18 protein-coding genes and 1 pseudogene are annotated in these 20,932 nt (G+C 59.6%); 12 read left to right on the top strand and 7 right to left on the bottom strand.

Translation table 11 applies throughout. From position 1 onward, the window contains the following. Positions 1-29: 29 nt before the first annotated feature. Positions 30-335: a hypothetical protein gene (locus F3Y30_RS26565; protein ID WP_246753049.1), complete on the bottom strand. Its 306-nt coding sequence runs from the start codon at positions 333-335 to the stop codon at positions 30-32. Further along, complete coding sequence (locus F3Y30_RS26560) at positions 332-847, bottom strand: PhnD/SsuA/transferrin family substrate-binding protein (RefSeq protein WP_246753048.1); 516 nt, start codon at positions 845-847, stop codon at positions 332-334. Before F3Y30_RS26560 ends, F3Y30_RS26565 begins: the two co-directional genes overlap by 4 nt. 121 nt (positions 848-968) lie before the next feature. Between F3Y30_RS26560 and F3Y30_RS26095 the strand changes: the two genes are divergently transcribed. Then, complete coding sequence (locus tag F3Y30_RS26095) at positions 969-1,982, top strand: LysR family transcriptional regulator (RefSeq protein ID WP_203427158.1); 1,014 nt, start codon at positions 969-971, stop codon at positions 1,980-1,982. Here the strand turns inward: F3Y30_RS26095 and phnA are convergent. Both phnA and F3Y30_RS26085 read right to left on the bottom strand, forming a co-directional pair. Continuing rightward, complete coding sequence (gene phnA, locus F3Y30_RS26090) at positions 1,975-3,228, bottom strand: phosphonoacetate hydrolase (protein WP_203427157.1); 1,254 nt, start codon at positions 3,226-3,228, stop codon at positions 1,975-1,977. The genes F3Y30_RS26095 and phnA overlap by 8 nt on opposite strands. Positions 3,229-3,704: 476 nt before the next feature. Beyond that, positions 3,705-4,673 (bottom strand): GntR family transcriptional regulator, encoded by a 969-nt coding sequence (locus tag F3Y30_RS26085; protein WP_203427156.1) that lies wholly within the window; start codon positions 4,671-4,673, stop codon positions 3,705-3,707. A 210-nt stretch (positions 4,674-4,883) separates the two neighbouring features. Between F3Y30_RS26085 and F3Y30_RS26080 the strand changes: the two genes are divergently transcribed. The 10 genes from F3Y30_RS26080 (at position 4,884) to F3Y30_RS26805 (ending at position 16,265) form a co-directional block, all read left to right on the top strand. Then, a complete protein-coding gene (locus tag F3Y30_RS26080; RefSeq protein WP_203427155.1) occupies positions 4,884-5,867 on the top strand; it encodes a 3-hydroxyacyl-CoA dehydrogenase NAD-binding domain-containing protein in 984 nt (327 codons plus the stop codon). Positions 5,868-5,903: 36 nt separating this feature from the next. Next, positions 5,904-6,797, top strand: coding sequence for a 3-keto-5-aminohexanoate cleavage protein (locus tag F3Y30_RS26075; RefSeq protein WP_203427154.1), 894 nt, complete (start codon positions 5,904-5,906; stop codon positions 6,795-6,797). A gap of 14 nt (positions 6,798-6,811) precedes the next feature. Continuing rightward, entirely contained in the window at positions 6,812-7,216 is a 405-nt protein-coding gene (locus F3Y30_RS26070) for a thioesterase family protein (protein ID WP_203427153.1), read from the top strand. A gap of 189 nt (positions 7,217-7,405) precedes the next feature. Then, positions 7,406-8,710 (top strand): ABC transporter substrate-binding protein, encoded by a 1,305-nt coding sequence (locus F3Y30_RS26065; protein ID WP_203427152.1) that lies wholly within the window; start codon positions 7,406-7,408, stop codon positions 8,708-8,710. A gap of 95 nt (positions 8,711-8,805) precedes the next feature. Further along, entirely contained in the window at positions 8,806-10,695 is a 1,890-nt protein-coding gene (locus F3Y30_RS26060) for a hydantoinase B/oxoprolinase family protein (protein ID WP_203427151.1), read from the top strand. A gap of 16 nt (positions 10,696-10,711) precedes the next feature. Then, positions 10,712-12,841, top strand: coding sequence for a hydantoinase/oxoprolinase family protein (locus F3Y30_RS26055; protein WP_203427150.1), 2,130 nt, complete (start codon positions 10,712-10,714; stop codon positions 12,839-12,841). 65 nt (positions 12,842-12,906) lie between these two features. Next, complete coding sequence (locus F3Y30_RS26050; protein WP_203427149.1) at positions 12,907-14,817, top strand: ABC transporter permease; 1,911 nt, start codon at positions 12,907-12,909, stop codon at positions 14,815-14,817. Continuing rightward, a complete protein-coding gene (locus tag F3Y30_RS26045; RefSeq protein ID WP_203427148.1) occupies positions 14,801-15,559 on the top strand; it encodes an ABC transporter ATP-binding protein in 759 nt (252 codons plus the stop codon). The genes F3Y30_RS26050 and F3Y30_RS26045 overlap by 17 nt, the downstream gene beginning before the upstream one ends. Further along, a complete protein-coding gene (locus F3Y30_RS26810; protein WP_348649878.1) occupies positions 15,559-15,831 on the top strand; it encodes an ATP-binding cassette domain-containing protein in 273 nt (90 codons plus the stop codon). The genes F3Y30_RS26045 and F3Y30_RS26810 overlap by 1 nt, the downstream gene beginning before the upstream one ends. Then, positions 15,828-16,265, top strand: a complete 438-nt coding sequence (locus F3Y30_RS26805) for an ATP-binding cassette domain-containing protein (RefSeq protein ID WP_348649877.1) — start codon at positions 15,828-15,830, stop codon at positions 16,263-16,265. The genes F3Y30_RS26810 and F3Y30_RS26805 overlap by 4 nt, the downstream gene beginning before the upstream one ends. Before the next feature lie 297 nt (positions 16,266-16,562). Here F3Y30_RS26805 and F3Y30_RS26030 read toward each other — a convergent pair whose 3' ends face one another. Together F3Y30_RS26030 and F3Y30_RS26025 are read right to left on the bottom strand one after the other, a co-directional pair. Next, positions 16,563-17,624 carry a hybrid-cluster NAD(P)-dependent oxidoreductase gene (locus F3Y30_RS26030; protein ID WP_203427147.1) on the bottom strand — a complete coding sequence of 354 codons (1,062 nt, stop codon included), beginning with the start codon at positions 17,622-17,624 and terminating at the stop codon, positions 16,563-16,565. 5 nt (positions 17,625-17,629) lie between these two features. After that, positions 17,630-18,867 (bottom strand): annotated as a pseudogene (locus F3Y30_RS26025) (aromatic ring-hydroxylating dioxygenase subunit alpha). Positions 18,868-18,993: 126 nt separating this feature from the next. On the opposite strand from F3Y30_RS26025, the gene F3Y30_RS26020 reads away from it, so the two are divergent. Continuing rightward, a complete protein-coding gene (locus tag F3Y30_RS26020; protein WP_203427146.1) occupies positions 18,994-19,872 on the top strand; it encodes a LysR family transcriptional regulator in 879 nt (292 codons plus the stop codon). Positions 19,873-19,914: 42 nt separating this feature from the next. On the opposite strand, the gene F3Y30_RS26015 is transcribed toward F3Y30_RS26020, so the two are convergent. Next, on the bottom strand, positions 19,915-20,931 hold the full coding sequence (locus F3Y30_RS26015) for an Ldh family oxidoreductase (RefSeq protein WP_203427145.1): 1,017 nt from the start codon (positions 20,929-20,931) through the stop codon (positions 19,915-19,917). Position 20,932: the final 1 nt, after the last annotated feature.

The following is a 20,932-nucleotide window of genomic DNA, read 5'->3' as shown; positions in this document are numbered from 1 at the left end:
TTCCCAAAGGTTTCGATACCGATCGTGTGTTACATCGCGCGCACATAGTCGCTTAGTCGCTGTCCTGGATGGAACTGCGGAAACGCCCTGCGCGTATTCTGGTTGTCGTCGGTGCCGTCGAGGACTGAGCCTAGTAGGTCCTGCCCGTGATCGGTGAAGGCCTTGCGGATCTTCTCGATCGTGGCTTGATCGGCCAGCGGGCTTGCCATCAGCGCGTCGTCCGGCAGGTCTCGGCCGCGAGCGACGACGAGGAACGGTACATTCGGGAATGCCTTTCGGGCGCTGTTGAGGTGGTCGAAACTCATGCCGACGGCATCGAGGTCGCCGTTGATCAAAGCCTGGATCGCAACGTTGCGGTCGATGTGCAGCGACTGGTAGTCCTTGCCGTAGCTGAGCCCTGGTCGGTCAGCACCTGCGCCGGGCCGAGATGGGTTGACGTGGAGCCGGCGGAACCGAAGGCAATCTTCTTGCCGGTGAGGTCCTTCGGCGAATTGATGCCGCGGCCGGCGATGGTGACGACCTGTGCGAAATAGTCCGGACGCTGCCATCCGACGATCACGTCAGCCTTCGTCATCTCATGCATCACGACATATTCGGACGGGCCGGTGAGCGCCAGTTCGAGTAGCCCCGAATTCATCGCCTCTACGGCCGAGGTGCGGGAACTGACGGGCTGGAATTCGATCTCCAGGCCAGTCAACTGCTGGAGCTTGTCGCGGAAGGGGCCGAACTCGGTCTGGAGTTGTTCAAGGCCCTCGATTTCCGTGACGGCGAAGCGAACCTTGTCGGCGGCGAATGCGGTGGAGGCTGTGACGGTCACTGCGAGCAGAGCAGGTATCAAGCGACGCATAAGAGTTTCCTCATCGGTTGTAATAATAGCGTCACGGAATTGCTCTATAAGAGTTCGGTTCTGTCGGAAACTCAATATCTAGACGCAATTGCATTTAACTATACCATATATTGTTAGTACAGTGACATTATCGCTAAGGCAATGTGAGAAAATGGAACAACGAAAACGTCGCCTCCCGCCGCTCAAATCTCTGTTGTTTCTTGAGACCGTGGTGCGGACCGGAAGCGTTACTGCCGCGGCGGACGAATTGTCGATCACCCATAGCGCTGTAAGTAAGCAGCTTTCGCAGTTGGAAGCGTGGATGGGCGTTCCGCTCTTTATAGAGAAGCGTAAAGGGATGATCCCGACGGCCGACATCGACCGTCTGGCGGCGGTGCTCGGCAATGCCTTCGACGAGATCCACGATGCACTGGAGCAACTGCGTCCGTCACGGATCGAGCGCTCTAAGCTGCAGGTGATCGCGCCCGCGACATTCGCGATGCGATGGCTGATCCCGAAATTGCAGGAATTCCACACGCCGGAGCGTCCGGTGGATACGATGGTGCGTCCGACGCATACGCCGGACAATTGGCTGGATATGCCATTCGACGGGCGATCCGCCGGCGGCATCATCCCATCGCAGTTTTCGCCCCGGCATCTCTTTACCGAGACGCTGTCGCTGGTGTTGCCCGCACGGATCGCCGGCCACGGCAAGGTCATCACCAAGGAAAGCCTGAAGGAGATCGGGTTGCTCGAAGCGGTCACCCGACCGGGTGAACTGAAGACCTGGCTGAAGACCGCCGGGTTGGCAGGCAGCATGGCCGGTCAGGCGCTGAAGCTTCCGCATTTCTATATCGCGCTGGACGCGATGTTCGCCGGTCGTGGAGCGCTGGTCGTGCCCACCTTCCTGATTGAGGACACCTGCTTCGCGGCGAGGTCGTCGAACCGTTCCCGGAATTGCGGGTCGAGGGGCCGTCCTATCAGGTCTTCGCCAATCCGGCGTCCCGGGAAAGAGAGGCGGCGGCGGGCTTCGTCGATTGGATCGTCTCCTGCGTACCGGAACGACGCCAGTCGGGCGGACAGAAGGAAGCCCGCCTGCATAGTGAAGCGCAGGCGGGTCCGTTGGCCTGAAACGGCGATAAAGCCTGTTAAATGACGCCGTTCACCGCATAGTCGAAGACATCGAAATTCCGAAGGCCGGTCGTCGGCCGGTTGGCGTAGTCCTCGTTGAGCGGGTGCGAGATGATGAACGGCACCTGCTGTTCGGCGAGGCTTCCATGCGAGCGCAGCCGTTCACCGGCAAGCTGCGACAGGTCGTGGTCAACCGTCCGGGCGCCGACCGCCACACCCTTCGAGCCGACGACGACGATGTCGGCTTCGCGATCCAGCGGGAACTGGAAGCGTTCCGCCGCATCCTCGCCCGTCAACGCAAGCTCGATACCCGGCTGGGCGACAATGGTCTTCAGCACGGCGGCACGATCCATGCCTTCCGCGATCAGGTGGACGCGCACGAAGCCGCCGAGCGCACCGTGATGCTTCACGAAGGGATCGGTGATCGGGCAGATCACGCGGGTGGTATCGAAGCCATAGGCCTTGTCCAGTACGTCGCCGAGATAGACGACATTGGGTGTTCCGTCCTCATGGGAAAGGTCATTCATACCGTGGTCGGCCACGATGCCGATCGTGGCGCCGAGTTCGATCAGGCGAGCTAGGCGATCGTCGACGGCCTTCATGAAGTCGTGGGCTTCCGGCGCATCCGGTGCATGCTTGTGCTGCACGAGGTCTGAGAGTGAAAGATAGAGAAGATCAAGCGGGCGGGTTTCGAGCAGGCGGATGCCGGCATCGAGAACGAAAAGCGAGAGATCCGGCGAGTACTGGTCCGGCGTCCCGCGGCCGACGAGGCCGGTGAGGTCGTCGATTCCGTTCTCGTCCATCGTGCACTTGTCGGCATACTGGGCGGACACTGCGATGCCATGCATCTCGTGGGCGAGCGCCTTGCGCAGCTTGTCTTTGGCGGTGACGACAGCGATCCTGGCGCCGGCCTTGGAGAATTGCGACAGAATGGTCGGCGCCCGCATCAGCCGCGCGTCGAGCATCATCACTTCCTGCTTCGTCTCGCGGTCGAGATAGTAGTTGCCGGCAACACCATGCACCGCCGGCGGCGCGCCGCAGACGATCGACACGTTGTTCGGATTCGTGAAGGTCGGCATTGCAGCATCGGCGATCGCATAGAACCCCTCCTTGAGGAAGCGGCTGATCGTCGGGATGTGGCCAGCGGATCCGGATGCCGCGATGTAGGCTGGATCGCAGCCATCGAAGCAGACCAACACCGTTGGCCGGAGTGGCCAGCGATAGGTTCTCCCATTGGCTTCGATCGATGTGGTGTGGGCTGTTGCCGGCATTCGTTATCCTTTCCGTCCTGTGTCCGATGTGGTCGAGTAAGTCGGCCTCATCCGCTGCAATAGGCGGAGCGCAGGAAAGGATAAATTTGCATTATTTCCACATGGCTGTGAGGTTTTGGAACATTGACGATCCGGTCGCCGAAGAAGGCGCTACCAGGCGGCGTGGGATCTCGTATCTCGCACCGTGTGACAGTTGGGGCTCACTGAAACAGAGCCCAACTGCGTTGTGGTCGGTTCGATTTCCATCAAGAGCATATTTGCGCAAGCATGTCGGGTAAGCCGATGGCGTGTTCGATCAGGGCGCACTCGCAGGAGGTACGATTTGATGGTGACGCTCCTGGAGATCGCCAAAGTCCGCAGGTACCTTCCGAAACTTGGTTCAGGATTCGTGCGGGCAGCGCAGCTTGTCGTGTCAAGACATCGACCGCAATGCTGTGAACCATGTCTGCGGTATCTTCGACGGCATCGCCGACGGTCTATCGCGCTCGGACAGCCTTCCGGCCCTCGGCAACAGTCTCCTGTTCCCGGAGCTTGCTTTCGATTACTTCGCGGATTGGAACTGCCGCGTCCTGTATGTCGGCGCGCATCGCGGTGGCAGCCGCTTCCGGGTCTTGATCCTGGAACCCCTTGATGATTTCGAGATGCCGTTTGTGGCCCGACTTTGAAAGGACGCCACTCCTGACGATGTTGAGCATCGGCCCGTATCGCATCCAGAGCAATTCTATCATGTCGACCAACTCCGGATTGCCGCAGGTCTGATAGACATGGAAATGGAATTTCTGGTTGAGCCTGAGATACGCCTTGATGTCTTCAGACGGAACCTTGGAGTCCATCTCCTCGGTGATCGCCGCGAGCTCCTGCGCCAACTCCGCTCCCTTTGCGATGACTGCGAGCCGAGTCGCTTCCCCTTCCAGAAGCAATCGAAGGGGCAAAAGCGAATCCATCCTTTCAGTGGTGGCTTCGGGAATACAGAGCGATCTGCGGGGCGGCGCTTCAATAGCCCGCGCCGCTATCAATCTGTTGGTTGCTTCCCGGATCGGCATTTGGCTCGTTCCGAACGCGTCAGCCAACATTGGCAACGTGATCTTCTGTCCCGGCAGGAATTCCCCGATCATCAGCAATTGCTTGAGTTCGTTGTATATAAATTCGTTGTCCAGTATCGGGCGACGTCCCGCGAAGCTAGGCATCTGTCCTGTTTTAGTCGTCATATGATTTGTTCCTGTCGATTGCTTTTTCAGGGCAGTGCAATTGGACGGGGTGAATTCTGCCGCGGGTTTAGCCGCTTCATGCATATAGAGCGCGGACTCAGAGTGTCGATCGTCTTCTTCTAACGGTTGGACGAGGCATATGCGAGCACCGAAATGCGAGTGAGCTTTCAGTCGAGCCAGCCAATAGGTGCGAATTCGGCTGCCTCCCGCTTTTCTCCTTGAAATCAAGACTTGCACGGCCAATCGCGCAATTTAGAACAGATTACTCCATCCAGTCGATCGCTCCGGCGCATCCTCGCTGACGCGAATGCACACAACTTTCAGGCGACGTCTGCACGGCCCTCATCTCCCTCATAAACTATTTTCTTCGATGAATAAGTCAAGGCTTGATCAGATATCAGATTCGTGATCTGATCAGATATCAGCGAATTTCAGGAGGAATATTCCTTGCGCGGCAACGAAGAGAAGTCGGGAGAAGCTGTAGGGGCCGTCGCCATCTTGGGCGCAGGCTTGATCGGTTGCAGTTGGGCTGCACTGTTTGCAGCAACGGGTCGTCCCATTCATCTCTATGACAGCCACGTGGATGCGGGTGCGAAATTTGCCGAATTCTGGAACGCCGTTCGGGACACCCTGGCTGAGATGGGCCTTCCTCATACTCCGGTCATGCCCGAGTACAGGGTGTTTGGCTCGCCCGCCGATGCGGTTACCGACGTCGATTTCGTGCAGGAGTGCATCCCCGAACGTCTCGAGCTGAAGAGGGTACTCTACAAGGAGATCGAACCGGCTCTCCGTCCGACCGCTGTGGTGGCAACGAGTTCCTCCGGCCTCAAGCTGTCCGATTTGCAAGACGGCTGGCAGAACCCGCGAAACCTCATCATCGCCCATCCCTTCAATCCTCCTCACATCATTCCTCTTGTGGAACTTTACGGCAATGAAGCCACGATGCCGGAGGCGCTAGGCGTGGCGCGCGGCCTCTACGAAAGCTGCGGGAAGAAGACGATCACCTTGAAAAGGGAGGTGATGGGCCATGTCGCCAACCGCCTCCAGGCGGCACTCTGGCGCGAAGCAATCCACTTGGTGGCTGAGGACGTTGCCAGCGTGCGCGACGTGGATATCGCGATTTCCGCCGGGCCGGGCATGCGGTGGGCGGTGATGGGACCGCACATGTTGCTGAACCTTGGCGGAGGCCAAGAAGGGATCAGGGCCTACTGCGAGCAGTTCCGAGACAGCTATGCGCTTTGGTGGGACGACCTTGGAAAGCCGAACCTGGATCACGACACCGTCAGCAAGCTCATCGATGGCCTCGAGGAGGAAATCGGCGGGCGCGACTACAACGCGCTCAGAAGAGAGCGCGACACCAAGCTGATCGCGCTGCTCGGCGCGATCAAGCAAGTGGAAACCGAAAACAATGAGCCAGCCGTCGTCGGTTGAAATGATACTGGCCGAATGTGGCCCAAGGGAGGGCATATGAAACGTAAAGTCGTATTGACCTGTGCCGTCACGGGTGACGGGCCGATCCATCCAAAATACCCGAACTATCCGGTAACCGCAGAGCAGATCGCGGCCGCGTGCATCGAGGCTGCGGCGGCGGGTGCCTCGGTGGTCCATATCCACGGACGCGACCCGGAAACAGGAATTGGCGATCGTTCGCCAGCCGTTTTTCGCGCCATCGTGGAGGAGGTCCGCAAACATAACCCGGACGTTCTCATCAATCTTACGACAGGAATGGGAGCGACGCTCGTCCCCGATCCCGCCGATGAGGGGCGTGCGCATCCGACAACCGATGTCGGCACCGCCGCCGAACGCGTCGGCCACGTGATGGAACTCAGACCGCAGATTTGCACGCTCGACGCCACGACGATGAACCTGGAAGGCGGTATCGCGGGCGCGCCGGATTGCGTTTTCATGAACACGCCCGGCAAGCTTCGGGATATGGCGGAGATGATCCGGGAAGCGGGCGTGAAGCCGGAAATAGAGGTGTTCAACCCTGGCGATATCCTGCTTGCGCGGCGTCTTGTCGAGCAGGGGCATATCGATGAGCCTCCCCTTTTCCAGATTTGCCTCGGCGTGAAGTGGTCCGCACCCGCGGACTTGAAAACACTGCTCTACATGAAAGATCTTCTGCCACCCAACGCGGTCTGGAGTGCTTTCGGCATCTCTCGGTGGCAAATGGAAATCGTCGCCGCTTCGACGATCCTCGGCGGACACTGCCGTGTCGGCCTGGAGGACAACATCTATCTCGAGCGGGGTGTCTTCGCGACCAACGCGCAGCTCGTGGAACGTGCGCGACGCATCATCAGCGACCTGGGATGCGAAGTGGCGACACCAAAGGAAGCTCGAGAAATTCTCGGCGTGAGCTGACGAGGACCGGTCAGATGGAAAAGAAGAGCTCGGAATTGACATCGTTCGTGGTGCACCAGTGGCAATGCGACCACTTCGGTCATCTGAACGTCCGGCACTATGCCTCCATGTTCGATGACGCCATCTTCGTTTTCTGGAATAGAGCGGGACTCAAGCGAAATAGCGTGGTCGTACCGGTTACCGCCAGCATGAAGCTGACATTCCGTTCGGAAGTGTCAGCCGGAACGGTGGTCAGGATAGAAAGCCTGGTGGAACGGGTCGGCGGGAAGTCCGTCACCATCGTGTTTCGCATGCTCGACTCGACTGATGCGAGCCTCCTCGCCGAGAGCGAGGTCGTCGAGGTTTTCTTCGATTTGGGCAGCAGGGAAAGCCGCCCGGTTCCGGACAAGATCCGGAGCAGCCTGGAATTGCACTCCTAACGACTGGGAGTTGGGTGCCTTCTGAGGCGGGTGAAACCTGCGATCGCGTTATCCGTGATCAGATATCATGTTTGTTGACAGAGGAGCCTGAGCGGTCCAACATATTCGCCAACGACAAGCAAGCCGTGGCGCAAAACCAAGAAAAAGAATCGGTAAGGCAGCAAATCTTAACCGTCATGGGGAACCACAATGGAAAACTGGAATGCGACCAACATTACGAGAAGGCGGGTTCTGAAGAGCAGTGTTGCCGCGGCCGTCGGTTTGGCGGCTCCGAGCCTGATCTCTTCCCGAGGCTTCGCCGCCGAGGCGGATGTCATCAAAATGGGCATCGCGATGCCCCTGGAAGGCGAATGCGCGCAGTGGGGCATTCCGATCCAGCGCGCTGGTCAGATGTGGGTGGACGAACATAACGCCAACGGCGGCATCCTTTGCGGTGATGGCCAGAGGCACAAGATCGAATTCTCGGCCTACACCAACGTCTGCTTCCTACCCAACGAGGAACTGACGGCGTTCCGCAGCGCGATCCTGCAGGACGGCTGCAAGTACATGTTCCAAACATACACGCCGGCGTCGCGCAAAGCGATCGCCCGCATCGCTACCGAGAACCAGGTGCTCACCAATTCATATGGCGGCGGCTTCCTCGGTGCGGACTTTCCATACCTGATGGGAGGGATCACCGGGTCGCCAACGGCATTCCTGGGACTTGTGTCCCATGTCCTGGAGCAGAATCCAGACGTCAAACGCGTGGCGCTGATGTTCACGGACAACTCCTTCGGTCTAGCAGGTCAGGGATATTGCGCCGCGGGTTGCGCGCCTTTTGAAGCCCAAGGGAAGATCGAGGTCGTCTACAATGACGTGTTCGATCCCAACACGACCGACTACTTCCCCTTGATGGGAGCCGTATTGAAGACAAAGCCCGACGCGATCTTCTTCTCCGATCTGCCTCCGGGCAAGCAGGCGATCCTCCTGGAGGCCGCGCAGTCCCTGAACTACAAGGGCATTTGGATGTGCCACTCGTGGGATTTGCCGCAGATCGCCCAACGCGTGAATCTCGCCGATCTCGAAGGCCGGGTCTATTGCGGGTTTGGCGTTGATGCTTCCGAGCCGACATTCTCGCCCAAGGCGCACAATATGTACAAAACCTACGTCGAAAAATTCGGCGAGGGCGAATGGATCGGGTTTGCGGGTTTGACATATTCGGCGATGGCCACATTGGACCAGGCCTTTGCTCAAAGCCCCTCCATCGAGCCTAAGGATGTGATGGAAGCTCTTTATGGCATCAAGAACATGGAGCACCCGATCTACGGGAAATCGGCCTGGTCGGGCATGGACATCTTCGGCGTGGATCATCACCTTCTGACCCCGACTCCGAAATACGTGATCAAGGACGGGAAGTTTGCACTTTCCGGCGTGACCGACGACTTCGCGTGGTGGAACGAGCACAAGAACGACGCTCTTCCCGCCTTGCAGAAGTACAAGATGACCGAGACCTGATCGGTCGGTCCTCTGCTCAGTTTTCATTCTCACGCTTGAAGCGGGCGCGTCAGCGCGCCCGCCAGAGACCACTTGTCAAAACTTGGGAGAATTTCATGGCAAGAGACGACATTCTCATTCCTCCGTACAAGACGGAGTTGTTCGCTGAGCCCATCCGTTCCGAAGAGATTGCGGGATTGCCCGGAGCCTTGGACAAGGGACTCGAACAAGTCGATCCCGTGACTTTCTCGGTCGTGCATGCGCGTGTCGAGGGGATCATGACAGAGATGACCCAGACGATCCTCGCGACGGCGCGTAATCCAATCCTGCACGGGGCAAAGGATTTCACGTGCTGCCTGCTCGACACGCATGGCGCATCGATCCTGTCGATGGTTGACTGCATTCCCGTGCACGTTGGGACGATGAGTCCTCCGCTCCGCTTCATCATCAGGGCGTTCGGAAACGACATCAAGGAAGGCGACGTCTTCCTCAACAACGCTCCCTACGCTGGGAACTCCCACGTCGGGGACTTCACGATGTTCGCCCCGATCTTCTTCGAAGGGAAGCTGGTGGCGTGGGCGGCATCGAAGTGCCACCTGCTCGACATCGGTGCGCATCTTCCGACCAGCATGGACCCGTTCGCCAAGGATATCTACGAAGAGGGCTTCCACTTTCCAGGCGTGCGGCTTTGCCGCGACCACAAGCCGATCACCGACCTCGTCCGGTTCATCGCCTACAACTTCCGCTACTCGCAACAGTGGCATGGTGACTTCCTGGCGCAACTCAGCTCGCTGTGGGTCGCCGAGTCCCGCATCATCGAACTCTGCAAGCGGTTCGGCTACGACACCTTCAAGGGCTGCCTGACCGAGGCACTGCGCTACGGCGAACGAGCCATGCGCGAGGAAATCAAGAAACTGCCCAAGATCACTGTGACGGAGACACTGCGGAGCGAGTGCTTCAAGGGCTATATCGACGAGCCGCTCGAGTTCAAGATGACGCTGACGATCGATCCTGATGAGGGATACATCGACTTCGACTACAGCGAGATGCCGGATCAGATCGATTTCAGCTACAACCTGAGCTACGCAACCTGCCGATGCTCGGCGATCCAGGGAACCTTGCCTGTCCTTTCGCCGGATCTCCCCTACAACAGCGGCGCGCTGGACCGCATCCGGGTCAAACAGCGCGAAGGGGCAATCGCGGGCATCCCGCGCTGGCCTGTGGGCACCGAGGTTGCGACTGTAGGCTTGAACGACGAAGTCACAAACCTGGTGTTCAAGACCTGGGCAAAGGTCCTGCCGCATCGTGCGCTTGCCGGCATGGGCGAGCATCCGGCGGCCAACCACACTGGCGCGGGCGTGGATCCTCGCAAGAACAACCAACCCTACGGCCACCTTCACTACCTCGCGGCAAGCGCCGCCGGCGCGACCGAGGGCTTCGACGGACTGCCGCACATGTTCGGCCACTGCATCATGGGCAACATGGGCTACGAGTCGATCGAAATCCATGAGCAGTCCCTGCCTCGTATCGTCTGGGAAGTGAAGGCGGAGGCTGACTCCGGCGGCGCCGGCAAATGGCGAGGTGGCATCGCGATGTCGCACCGCCTGCAGCCGATCGACCACGACATGCAGCTGATTTACTGCGGCACCGGACACACCTGGCCCGCGTTCGGTCTCTTCGGCGGCGAAGGCGGCACGGTCGCGGATCACTGGCTTCTGGACTCGGAGACCCTTACCGAGGAAGCGCATCTCCGGAACATGGGCGAGACGATTTGCCGGCGTGACCAGCATTGGTACGCCAAGACCGGCGGCGGCGGTGGCTTCGGCAACCCGTTGGAGCGCGATCCCGAGAAAGTGAAGGACGACGCTCGGGACGGGTTCATCACGCTCCACTCCGCACGCGAAGTCTACGGTGTCGTTCTCGACACGAAGCCCGAACTTTACGCAGTCGACGTCAGCGCTACTGCCGCTCTCCGGGCGAGCATGATCGCGAACATCCAGAACTAAGGGAGAGGTCAGACAGATGAAATATCGTATCAGTGTAGACGTGGGTGGCACTTTCACGGACCTCGCGATCGCCGACGCCGAAACCTTCACGCAGTTGGGAAGCCACAAGTCCCCGACCACCCCGCAGGATCGTTCGGTCGGCATTCTCAACGCCATGTCACTTGCAGCTGAAGAGCTCGGCATGTCGCTTGAAGAAATGCTCGGCAGCACCGCCGTGTTCTGCCACGGCTCTACCACGGCGACCAACACCATCCTCGAGATGAGCGGAGCCAAGACAGGACTCATCTGCACTCGCGGCACCAAGTACACGCTATGGCGGGGCGAAGGCCGTCGCCAGACGATGTTCAACTACAAGATGGAGCCGAACCGGCCGCTGATCCGGCCATATCTGTGCCGCGAAGTCTCGGAGCGGATCAACGCGCAGGGCGACGTCGTCGTGCCGCTGGACGAAGATGAAGTCCGCAAGGAGGTCCGGCAGCTTCGCGAATGGGGCGTCGAAGCGATCGCAGTCTGCACAATGTGGTCGATCGTCAATGATGCGCACGAAAAGCGGATCGGCGAAATCATCAAGGAGGAGTGGCCGGAGGTAGATTACTGCCTCAGCTCCGAAATCCAGCCGATCATTCGCGAGTACTACCGGACGAGCTGTGTCGTGCTCAATGCGATGCTGCAGCCCAAGGTGACACGCTACCTGAACAACCTTCAGGGTGAGCTCGAGAAGCGGGGCTTCAAGGGTGAAACGCTGATTGTCGTATCCAACGGCGGCGTAGTACCCATCTCGGAAGTCGCTAAGAAGCCGGTCTTCATGCTGTTTTCCGGACCTTCGATGGCTCCGGAGGCTGGATATTACTTCAGTGAGATCGAGAAGTCCCAGAACTGCATCACGGTCGACATGGGCGGGACGAGCTTCGACGTTTCGACCGTGCTGGATGGCCAGATCACAACTACGAAGGACGGCCGCATCCTGAACTACCCGACCGGCGTGGCGTCCATCGAAATCGCGACCTTGGGCGCTGGCGGCGGGTCGATCGCCGCGATCGACAGGGCCGGGCTGATCACCGTCGGGCCGCGTAGCGCCGAAGCCGTTCCGGGTCCGGCCTGCTACATGCGGGGTGGTGTCGAACCGACCGTCACCGACGCCTATGTGGTGCTTGGATATATTCGGCCGGAGTACTTCCTGAACGGTCGCATGAAGATCGATCGACAGCTCGCACACGATGCGATCAAGAAGAATATCGCTGATCCCTTGGGCATCAGCGTCGAGGAGGCGGCGCTTGGTATCACCCAGGTCGTCAACGAGAACATGCTTGGCGGCATTCTCGACATGACGATCCGCCGCGGCGTCGACCCTCGCGAGTTTGCAATGGTGACGGGCGGCGGAGCAACCTCGGTGCCGGTCGCGTTTCTTGCGCGGGAGATGGGTATCAAGAAGGTCATCATCCCGCGGGAAACCTCCGTGTTGTGCGCTTTCGGGGCCAACAACGCTGCTATCGCGATGAGCGAGGTTGTCTCGAAGTATAGCGACACGGGCAATTTCGACTTTGTCGGCGTGAACGAGGCCTTGTCCGGCATTACTGGAAAGGGCGTCGCTTTCCTCAGCCGTATGGGCGTCGATCCCAAGGACCAGAATTTTGAACTGTTCGTCTCTGCACGCTATCCCATGCAGACAACGGAACTCGAAATCCCGATCCAGTTGGACAACGGCAAGATCACTACCGCGGTCCTGGAACGGATCACCGAGATGTTCCACGAAGCATATCTCGCCCGCTACAAGACCAACGACCCTGCGTCCGACGTCGAGTTCCTGATGTGGAGATGCATGGCGACGTTCGAGCGTCCCAAGATCGTGCTCGCTCCTCAGGAAAAGACCGCACAGGCGGTGGACAGCACGCTCATGAGCAGCGGCAAGTCCTATTTTGGTGGCGGGAAGTGGGTAGAAACGCCCGCCTATGACGGGTCGAAGCTCAAGTTCGGAATGAGCGTGCCCGGGCCGGCGCTCGTGATCCTTCCTGACACCACGATCGTTGTCCCGCCATTCGCCGCTCTCGAGACCCGTGAATACGGATACTTCGTCATGAATGTCGACACGGTGATCAAGAAGAGCGTTTCAAAGACGAAGGTGCTGGAACTGATGCCAGCTGAGTAAACAACCAGGTGCCGCCGCGGCTTGCAGTGGCGGCACCCTCCACTGAGATTTGGTTCGAGGCGGTCATGGTCGACTTCAACGTCACGCAGGTGTTCCTGAATTTCATCGCGCTCAGCTCGTTCTACGGCCTGTTCGCAGTCGGACTCGCGCTGGTGTTCGGCGTGATGAAGGTGGTCAACTTTGCCCACGGCGAGCTTTTCATGCTCGGCGGCTACACGGTCTGGCTGATGCTCTCGGGCCTTCTCGGACTTCCGCCATGGGCGGTGTTTGTCGCGGCGCTCATTGTCGGCCCCATCCTCGTGGGGCTGGCAGGCGCGTTGTTCGAGAAGACCATCTTCGAGCGGACCGCGAGCGACGCCTTCGGAGGCTTCATCGCCTCCCTGGGCCTTTCTTACGTCCTGCAGGCATTGGCCGCGATTGTGTTTGGGGTCGTTTCCAAAAGCCTGCCCGTAATGATACCCGGCCAGCTGAATGTCGCCGGAGGCATCCTCACATATCAGCGCCTGGCCGTGATCGTCTGCGCGGTGGTGATGATGGCGTGCCTCTGGTACTTCCTGAATCGAACGAGGGGTGGCCGGGCTCTCAGAGCGGCATCGCAGAACCGCCAATCGGCGCTGCTTCAGGGCATAAACCTCAAACGGGTCCGGCTTGTCACGATGATTATCGGCGCGTCCATGGCTGGAGCGTCCGGCGTCCTGATGGCCAGCATCATCAATGTCGGTCCCTACATGGGTCTCGAGGCGATCTGGAAAGCATTCATTGTCGTCATCGTCGGTGGTCTGGGCAGCATCACGGGCGCGATCGTTGCTGCGATGCTCTTCGGCTTTATCGACAGCTTCGCCAGCGTGATCGGCCTTGGCCAGTACATCGTCATCATAGATACGGTCATCATGCTCGTGGTCCTGGCGTTCTTTCCCCGGGGCCTGCTTGGGCGAGAAGCGCCATTGCTCGAACAGGCTCCCGTCAAACTCGTCGAATGGAAGACGGCAGCTTTGCCAGCCGGTACGCTGACGGGCCTGACGCTAGTGCTTCTGGTCGCAATGGTCGGCTTTCCGTTTCTGGTCCCCCCGTACTACGTCGGCGTCGGCATCCTCTTCCTGGTCAATGTGATGCTGGTGACCAGCTACCGCACGATCACAAGGATGGGAGGGTGGTCATTCGCTCACATCACGATGCTGGCGATTGGCGCATACACCTTCGCTCTGCTCCAAACAGAGTTCGGATTGTCATTCTGGGTCATATTGCCTTTGTCCGGCCTTGTCGCAGCGTTGGTCGCACTTCTGATCGCATACCCGGTCATGCGCACGCGGCAATTCTACTTCTTCCTCAGCACGTTCGCGGCTGGTGAAGCGATCCGGCAATGTTTCATCCAGTTCAAATTTCCGTTCGGAGGGATCGAAGGCATCCCGTTCCTTTCGCCTCCGGAAAAGCTGTTCGGCATCAGCTTCTTCGACACCAGGAACTATTACTTGCTGGTGCTGCTCGGGACGATCGTCATCGTGCTCCTGCTCTATGTCATCAACAGCAGCCGAACCGGCCGCGCTATCCACGCGGTGGCGGAAAATGAGAACCTGTCGATGGCCGTCGGTCTGAATACATGGGGCCTGAAGACATTGGCTTTCTGCATCGGATCGTTCGCTGCAGGGATCGCGGGTGCTTTCTACGCCGGCTACAATGGCTTTGTCGCTCCCACCGACTACACGCCACAGTTCATGTTCAAGATCATCGCGGCGGTGATCATTGGCGGCAACCGGACCTATTGGGGACCGATCGTTGGCCTGGTGGCCCTGACGGTGATGGAGCAACTGCTTCGCGACACGGCCCAACTGATCCCGCTGATATGGGGCACCACGATCATCCTAACGGTCTTGTTCATGCCCCGCGGTCTCGAAGGCGTGATTGGTCAACTTTTGTCACACCGTCCCAAAAGCGGACTGAAGAATGAACAAGGAGCCGTAAATGCTTCGCGTGCATGAACTCACCAAACGTTTCGGCCAGGCCGTCGCCTTGAACTCGGTATCGTTCGGTATCGAGCCCGGGACCATCCACGGTCTCATCGGCCCCAACGGCTCGGGAAAGACTACTTTCTTCAACGTGACGACCGGATTTCTTGCGCCCACGGCGGGCCGCGTCATGTTCAAAGACATGGACATCACGGGGATGCCTTCCCACAAGATCGCGCGTCTCGGAATTGCCCGAACATTCCAGAACACGAGCAACTACGCGAATCTGAGCGTTCGAGAGAATCTCGTGACGGCGGCGCGCAACAGGATCGAGACGAGTTGGTTGGCCAACATCCTTGGACTTCGCTCTGCGCGCACCGAGGAGGAGATGCACCGGAAGTCCGCGGATGCCATTCTCGAAAGGTTCGGCATGCGCGAGTTCGCGTCCTCTTTGGCCTGCGACCTCCCGGGCGGCACGCAGAAGATACTCGGAGTGGCGATCGCCTTTTCGACTGCTCCCCGCCTTCTCATGCTCGATGAACCGTTGGCGGGTCTCAATTCAGGCGAAAAGGTTCGGCTGATGGAAATCATCCGCGGCTTGAGAGACGACGGAATGACCCTCCTCCTGATCGAGCACGACATGAAGGCCATCATGCAGGCGTGCGACAGGATAACGGTCCTCTGTTACGGCGACCTGCTTGCCGAGGGAACCCCGGCGGAAGTCAGCCGGAATCCCGCGACGATCCAGGCCTATCTCGGCGAGGAGGCAGCCTGATGCTGACGATCAACAATCTGACAGTCGAGTATTCGGGGATCACGGCCGTGGACGGGGTGTCGTTGTCCGCAAAGGAAGGGACGATAACATCGCTCGTCGGTGCCAATGGCGCGGGCAAGTCCACAGTTCTCAAATCTGTCTCGGGGGTGGTGCCGCTCAAGACCGGGCAGATATCCTTCGACGGAGAATCGTTGGTCGGACTTTCCCCGAGGAGATTGTCCGCAGGGGAATATGCCAGGTTCCAGAGGGTAGGGGGCTGTTCCCATATATGAGTGTGCTCGACAACTTGCTTGTAGGTGCACACCTCAGGAAGGATCAGGCGGGAATTCGCGACGACCTAGACAAGGTCTTCGGCTATTTTCCGGTGTTGAAGGATCACCGGCATCGCGTCGTCCGCAACTTCAGCGGCGGCCAGCAGCAGATGATCGCGATCGGTAGAGGCATCATGGCACGGCCCCGCTTCTATCTCTTTGACGAGCCATCCATCGGATTGGCTCCCCTCATCGTGCGCGACGTGCTCAACACGATTGCCACGATCGCGCGGGAGGAGAAATGCGGCGTCCTGTTGGTCGAACAGAACGCCAACCTTGCATTGGACATCTCCTCGCAAGCCTATGTCATGGAGCTCGGTCACATAACGCTGGCGGGCGCAGCCAGGGACCTGAAGTCCAATGAGGACGTCAGGCGAGCCTATCTCGGCCTTTGATCCCTTTCGGAGCGACCAGTGTTTCAGCCTCCGAAACGGCTTCAGTGCAATGATCGGATGGAACGACCGTGCAGAGGTCAAACGAGGTTTTTGACGGCGCTCAAAGGAAGCCCAGGCGGTCTCCCATTGCATGGTGTCAATGCCGCTCGCATAGTTTTGACCGCTGCGAGAGGGCCGGCGCAGTCGTGAGGGCCTTGGAACGGACATGCTCCGGCATCTGTTCGGCGTGCTGACATAAGCGGCAAATCGGATGTTCTATCTGCACGAGGACAGCGTGATATAGCTGCCTCGTGGCGGTCAGGCCTCCACGCTCACGCGGCCGATTGGTTTGGAGCAGCACGCGAGGATGTAATTGTCATCGATGTCCTCTTCGGTGATGCCTCCATTGTGCACCATATGGACCTGGCCTTCGGTCTTGCGAATCTTGCAGGTGCCGCAGATACCCATCGAGCATCCTGATGGGATCACCAATCCTGCGGCCTTCGCAGCAGCCAGAATCGTATCCGTCTCGTTGCAGTTCGCCGTGATGCCGGAGAACGCGAACTGGATCTCAGCCTGGTTCTGCACATCGGGAAGCACGTCCTCGGGAACGTCTTCGGCATGGTCAGGTTCCGCGCTGAAGCTTTCCTGATGGTAGCGGTTCATGTCGAAGCCCAGACCCGCTAGTGCCTCGCGGACCGCGCGCATGAACGGTTCAGGGCCGCAACAGAATACCTCTCGCTCGAGATAGTCCTGCGCCATCAGGCCGAGCATGATCTGATTGAACATCCCACGATACCCGGTCCAGGGCCGGAAGGGATCGGCCTCTTCGACGACCCACTTGAGGTCGATACCGACGATGCGCGAGGCCATGAGTTCCATCCGTTCGCGCAGGATGATCTCCGAGGGACGACGCGCGCAGTTGATGAAGACGATGTCCGGTTCGCGGCCGGAATCGTAAAGCCACGTCGTCATCGCTACCATCGGCGTGATACCGGAGCCGGCCGAGATGAAGAGGTACTTCTCGACCGGGTGATGGGCGATCGAGAACGTCCCGGCGGGGCCTGTCGCTCGGATCCGCATACCCTTGTGAAGGTTGTCGAGCATCCAGCGCGTGCCGACAGACGAGCGTTGCGCCTTTACGGTGATCGTGAGCGCCGTCGGCCGCGAAGGCGAGGAGGATATCGTATAGGTCCGGTATAGCGGTCCGCCGGGGAGGGGGAGCTCCAGCGTGACGAATTGACCGGGGTCGTGATTGAACAGCGCTCCGGAAGGGCTCTGGAAGCTAAAGGTCACGACATCGGGTGCTTCCGGTGTGCGCGTCACGCATTCGAGCATTTCAGCGTCGGTCCAGAAGGAAAGGTTCTTGAAGACGCTCATCCCGCTTACTCCGCGGCCTGTCGCAGCGGGGTCAGCGAGCGTTCGAGCCAGGTGGCATACCAATCCACGAACTGGATGACGCCGCTTTCCTGGTTCGGCGAATAGGGCCCGGGAACGTAGCCGGGTGAGAGAATGCCCTGCTGATTGGTCTCGACGATCTCGCGGTCCTCGTCATTGGTGGCGATCCACACCTCGGTCAAGCGCTTGAGATCGTAGTCCACGCCCTCGACGGCATCCTTGTGCACGAGCCAGGTGGTGGTGACCTCCGTCTCCATCGGGCCGATGGGAGTTACGCGGAAGGTCAGCGAATGATCGGGCAGGAAGTGGTTCCAGGTCGACGGATAGTGGAACTTCAGGAGGGTGCCCGCGTCTGGCAAACGCACGCGGCCGAGGTTCCTTGTTACGGCTGCTTTGCCATCCATCGTATAGCTCAGCGCTTTTTCCTGCAGGGGCATGCGCGCCAGGCGGTATTGGCCGTCTTCGGAAATCCGGAACTGCGCGGGCGCACCCGAGACTTCGCAGCGATCGAAATGCGCCTGGAGGACATCTGAGACCGATCCGTCCGGCGAAACTCCGGCGACGTTGGGATCGAGGGGAAGGACCGGCAAAGAGCGGGATGGTTGCTGCTACAGTGATAGCATTCCCGATTGTTCTCCCACACGAGTTTCCAGTTCGCCTTCTCCACAATGGTCGAGGTGTAGGCGACCTTGGCGTCGTTGAGGTTATGGATGGCGAGATACGGGCGGGCCATGTCGGCGAAGGCGTCGAAATCCGGCGCCTCGTGCGACAGACAGATGTAGATCAGGCCCTCGAGATTGCGCAGGTGGACCGGTTTAAGGCCATGTTTGGAGGCGTCGAAATCCGGACCCATATCGTTCGCCCAGATCAGCTTTCCGTCGAGCTCGTAGGTCCATTGGTGATAGGGACAGACGAGTTTCGCCACCTGTCCCTGCCGCGCCTTGCAGATCAGCGAGCCCCGGTGCCGGCAGGAATTGTGGAAGGCGCGGATTTCGCCGTCGCGGCCGCGCACGATGATCACCTCGTAGGCGCCCACGCGCATCGTGACGTAGCTTCCCGTCTTTGCAAGCTGGCACGCAGGAACCGCGTACAGCCACTCTTTGTAGAAGAGGTGCGCCAGATCGAGATCATAGACCGCCGGCGAGGTGTAGAAAGACTGTTCAAGCGCGTGACCAGGGACGCGGCGGGCCAGGAGGTCGTGAATGGAAGACGAGAAGGCTGTCATGAGTGAATCCCACGTTCGGCGTGTTTAACCGAAGACGATTGTCATCGCGACAAACCCAGTTGACAACGGCACTTTATTTGATGTGAGATTAGATAAACTAATGTCATGTTTTGGCAGGGAACCCTCATGCGAAGACCCTATGATCTTCCCTCCCTGACAGCTCTTGCCTGCTTCGAGGCCGCCGCCCGGAAGGCGAGCTTCAAGGAAGCTGCGAGGGAAATGAACGTGACGCCGGCCGCCGTCAGCCACCAGATCAAGGCGCTTGAGACAGACCTCGGCTGCAGCCTCTTCGTCCGCCGCAGTCGTGGCGTCGAGCTGACGGAGAAGGGGGCTTTCCTGTTCCTGGCGATACGACGCGGCTTCGAGTCGATATCGGATACCGTCACGCAGATCCGCGATCGCCGCGAAACCGTCGATGTGACCATCCGCACGACCACAGCTGTGAGCTCCCTGTGGCTCACGCCAAAAATCTCTGCTTTCTGGAAGATCTATCCGGCTATTACCGTTTCCCAGATTACCAGCGATATACCCGGCGTGAGCGGCCCGTGCGATCTCAGCATCCACTATGGAGACCCGGACGAAAATGGCGTCGAGAACAGCATACTGTTTCGGGACCATATTGTGGCGCTGGGAACCCCGACATTCGCCGCCCAACATCGCATCTCGGGGGTCGAGGACCTGCTCAAGGTCCCGCTGATCCACATGAGCAACGAGGAAAACGGCTGGACGACCTGGACCGACTGGCTCCAGTCGCTGGGGTGTGCGCCACCGAAGGGCCGCGGTTTCTACGTGAACAACTACATGATCGCGCTCCAGGCAGCCCAGGACGATGTGGGTGCGGTGCTGGGCTGGGATGGGCTGGTGAAAAGCATGATGGAGGCCGGGCGGCTTGTCCCCCTGGTGCCTCAGTCAGTCCCTTCGCCCGTCCCGTTCCATATGACAATTCACGCGAAGGCGACCGCCCAGTCCCGCCTGTTCGCGGATTGGCTGGTCAGGGCCACCTAGCGCAGTCGATCTCGCCCTCGGCAGCGGAACGCGGCCGCCTTCCTATGCACGATCGGAACCTGCTGCGGCAAGCCTGCGAACGGCCTCGTAGACGTCGGCGGGCACCTTCAGCTTCTTTGTGAGGGATGGTGGAAATTCGATGCCGCTTACGCCGGGAATGAAGACGTCGAGTGCCGCCAGTCGACGTACCTGCTCGCCCGCGCGCGCGATACGTCCCTCTTCAGGGGCGCCGGGCACAATGGCCAGCACAGTCAGGCCGACGGCTGGACGAGCGCTGCCGGACTGGAAATGCGGCGTATCGAGCGACCATGGGCCACCCGAAAGGCCCGCGGACAGCATTTCGACAAGCAGCGCGACGTTTCCGCCTTTTCGCCCGCCGAAGGGAAGCAGGGCGCCGCCGATAGCTTTTGCCGGATCCTCCGTGTCCTCGCCGTTCTCGTCCACTGCCCAGCCTTTGGGGATGGATTGGCCCCTTGCCGCGGCGGCGACGATGTTGACGAAGGCCGTGGCGCTGGAGGCCTGATCGATGACCATTGGCAGGGAGCCCTCGCCAAGAGGAAAGCCGAAGGCCATCGGGTTCGTACTGTAGACGGCGGGGCCGCCGGGTTTCGAGACGAGCATGGCATTGGCATTGGTGGCGGCCAGCCCGACAAGACCCTCCGCGGCGAGGCGGCGGACATAGTATCCCAGTTCGCCGGCCGTATAGCTGTTCGTCTGCGTGAACATCGCAATCCCGAAATTCCGGGCGGCCCCGACGACATCGTCGAAGGCAAGGTCGAAGCCAAGTTGAGCGACGCCACCGTCGGCATCTGAGACGAGCATCGCCGGAAACGGCCGTGCCAGGGTCGGCGAGGGTTCACAGTTAATTCGTCCCTCGCGAAAACTGTTCAGGTAGTCCACGAAATGCGGAAAGCCGAGTGTGGCCGGGCCGAAGCGCGCCGCTGAAAGCGTCGCCTCGACGAGGGCGCGCGTGGTCTGTTCATCTGCACCGGCACCTCGGCAGGCTCTGAGCGCCAGCTCTTCTGCTTCCGCCTGGCCAAGTTCGACCTCCTGCGTCATC

Origin of the sequence: Sinorhizobium sp. BG8, assembly GCF_016864555.1 — a bacterium.
Classification (GTDB): domain Bacteria; phylum Pseudomonadota; class Alphaproteobacteria; order Rhizobiales; family Rhizobiaceae; genus BG8.
This window is presented reverse-complemented; position numbering and strand designations above follow the sequence as displayed.

Coding starts and splice junctions, on each gene's coding strand:
- F3Y30_RS26060 (WP_203427151.1), top strand. CDS start 8,806: ATGGCAAGAGACGACATTCTCATTCCTCCGTACAAGACGGAGTTGTTC.
- F3Y30_RS26805 (WP_348649877.1), top strand. CDS start 15,828: ATGAGTGTGCTCGACAACTTGCTTGTAGGTGCACACCTCAGGAAGGAT.
- F3Y30_RS26075 (WP_203427154.1), top strand. CDS start 5,904: ATGAAACGTAAAGTCGTATTGACCTGTGCCGTCACGGGTGACGGGCCG.
- F3Y30_RS26015 (WP_203427145.1), bottom strand. CDS start 20,931: ATGACGCAGGAGGTCGAACTTGGCCAGGCGGAAGCAGAAGAGCTGGCG.
- F3Y30_RS26020 (WP_203427146.1), top strand. CDS start 18,994: ATGCGAAGACCCTATGATCTTCCCTCCCTGACAGCTCTTGCCTGCTTC.
- F3Y30_RS26560 (WP_246753048.1), bottom strand. CDS start 847: ATGCGTCGCTTGATACCTGCTCTGCTCGCAGTGACCGTCACAGCCTCC.
- F3Y30_RS26070 (WP_203427153.1), top strand. CDS start 6,812: ATGGAAAAGAAGAGCTCGGAATTGACATCGTTCGTGGTGCACCAGTGG.
- F3Y30_RS26065 (WP_203427152.1), top strand. CDS start 7,406: ATGGAAAACTGGAATGCGACCAACATTACGAGAAGGCGGGTTCTGAAG.
- F3Y30_RS26045 (WP_203427148.1), top strand. CDS start 14,801: ATGCTTCGCGTGCATGAACTCACCAAACGTTTCGGCCAGGCCGTCGCC.
- F3Y30_RS26030 (WP_203427147.1), bottom strand. CDS start 17,624: ATGAGCGTCTTCAAGAACCTTTCCTTCTGGACCGACGCTGAAATGCTC.
- F3Y30_RS26050 (WP_203427149.1), top strand. CDS start 12,907: ATGGTCGACTTCAACGTCACGCAGGTGTTCCTGAATTTCATCGCGCTC.
- F3Y30_RS26055 (WP_203427150.1), top strand. CDS start 10,712: ATGAAATATCGTATCAGTGTAGACGTGGGTGGCACTTTCACGGACCTC.
- F3Y30_RS26810 (WP_348649878.1), top strand. CDS start 15,559: ATGCTGACGATCAACAATCTGACAGTCGAGTATTCGGGGATCACGGCC.
- phnA (WP_203427157.1), bottom strand. CDS start 3,228: ATGCCGGCAACAGCCCACACCACATCGATCGAAGCCAATGGGAGAACC.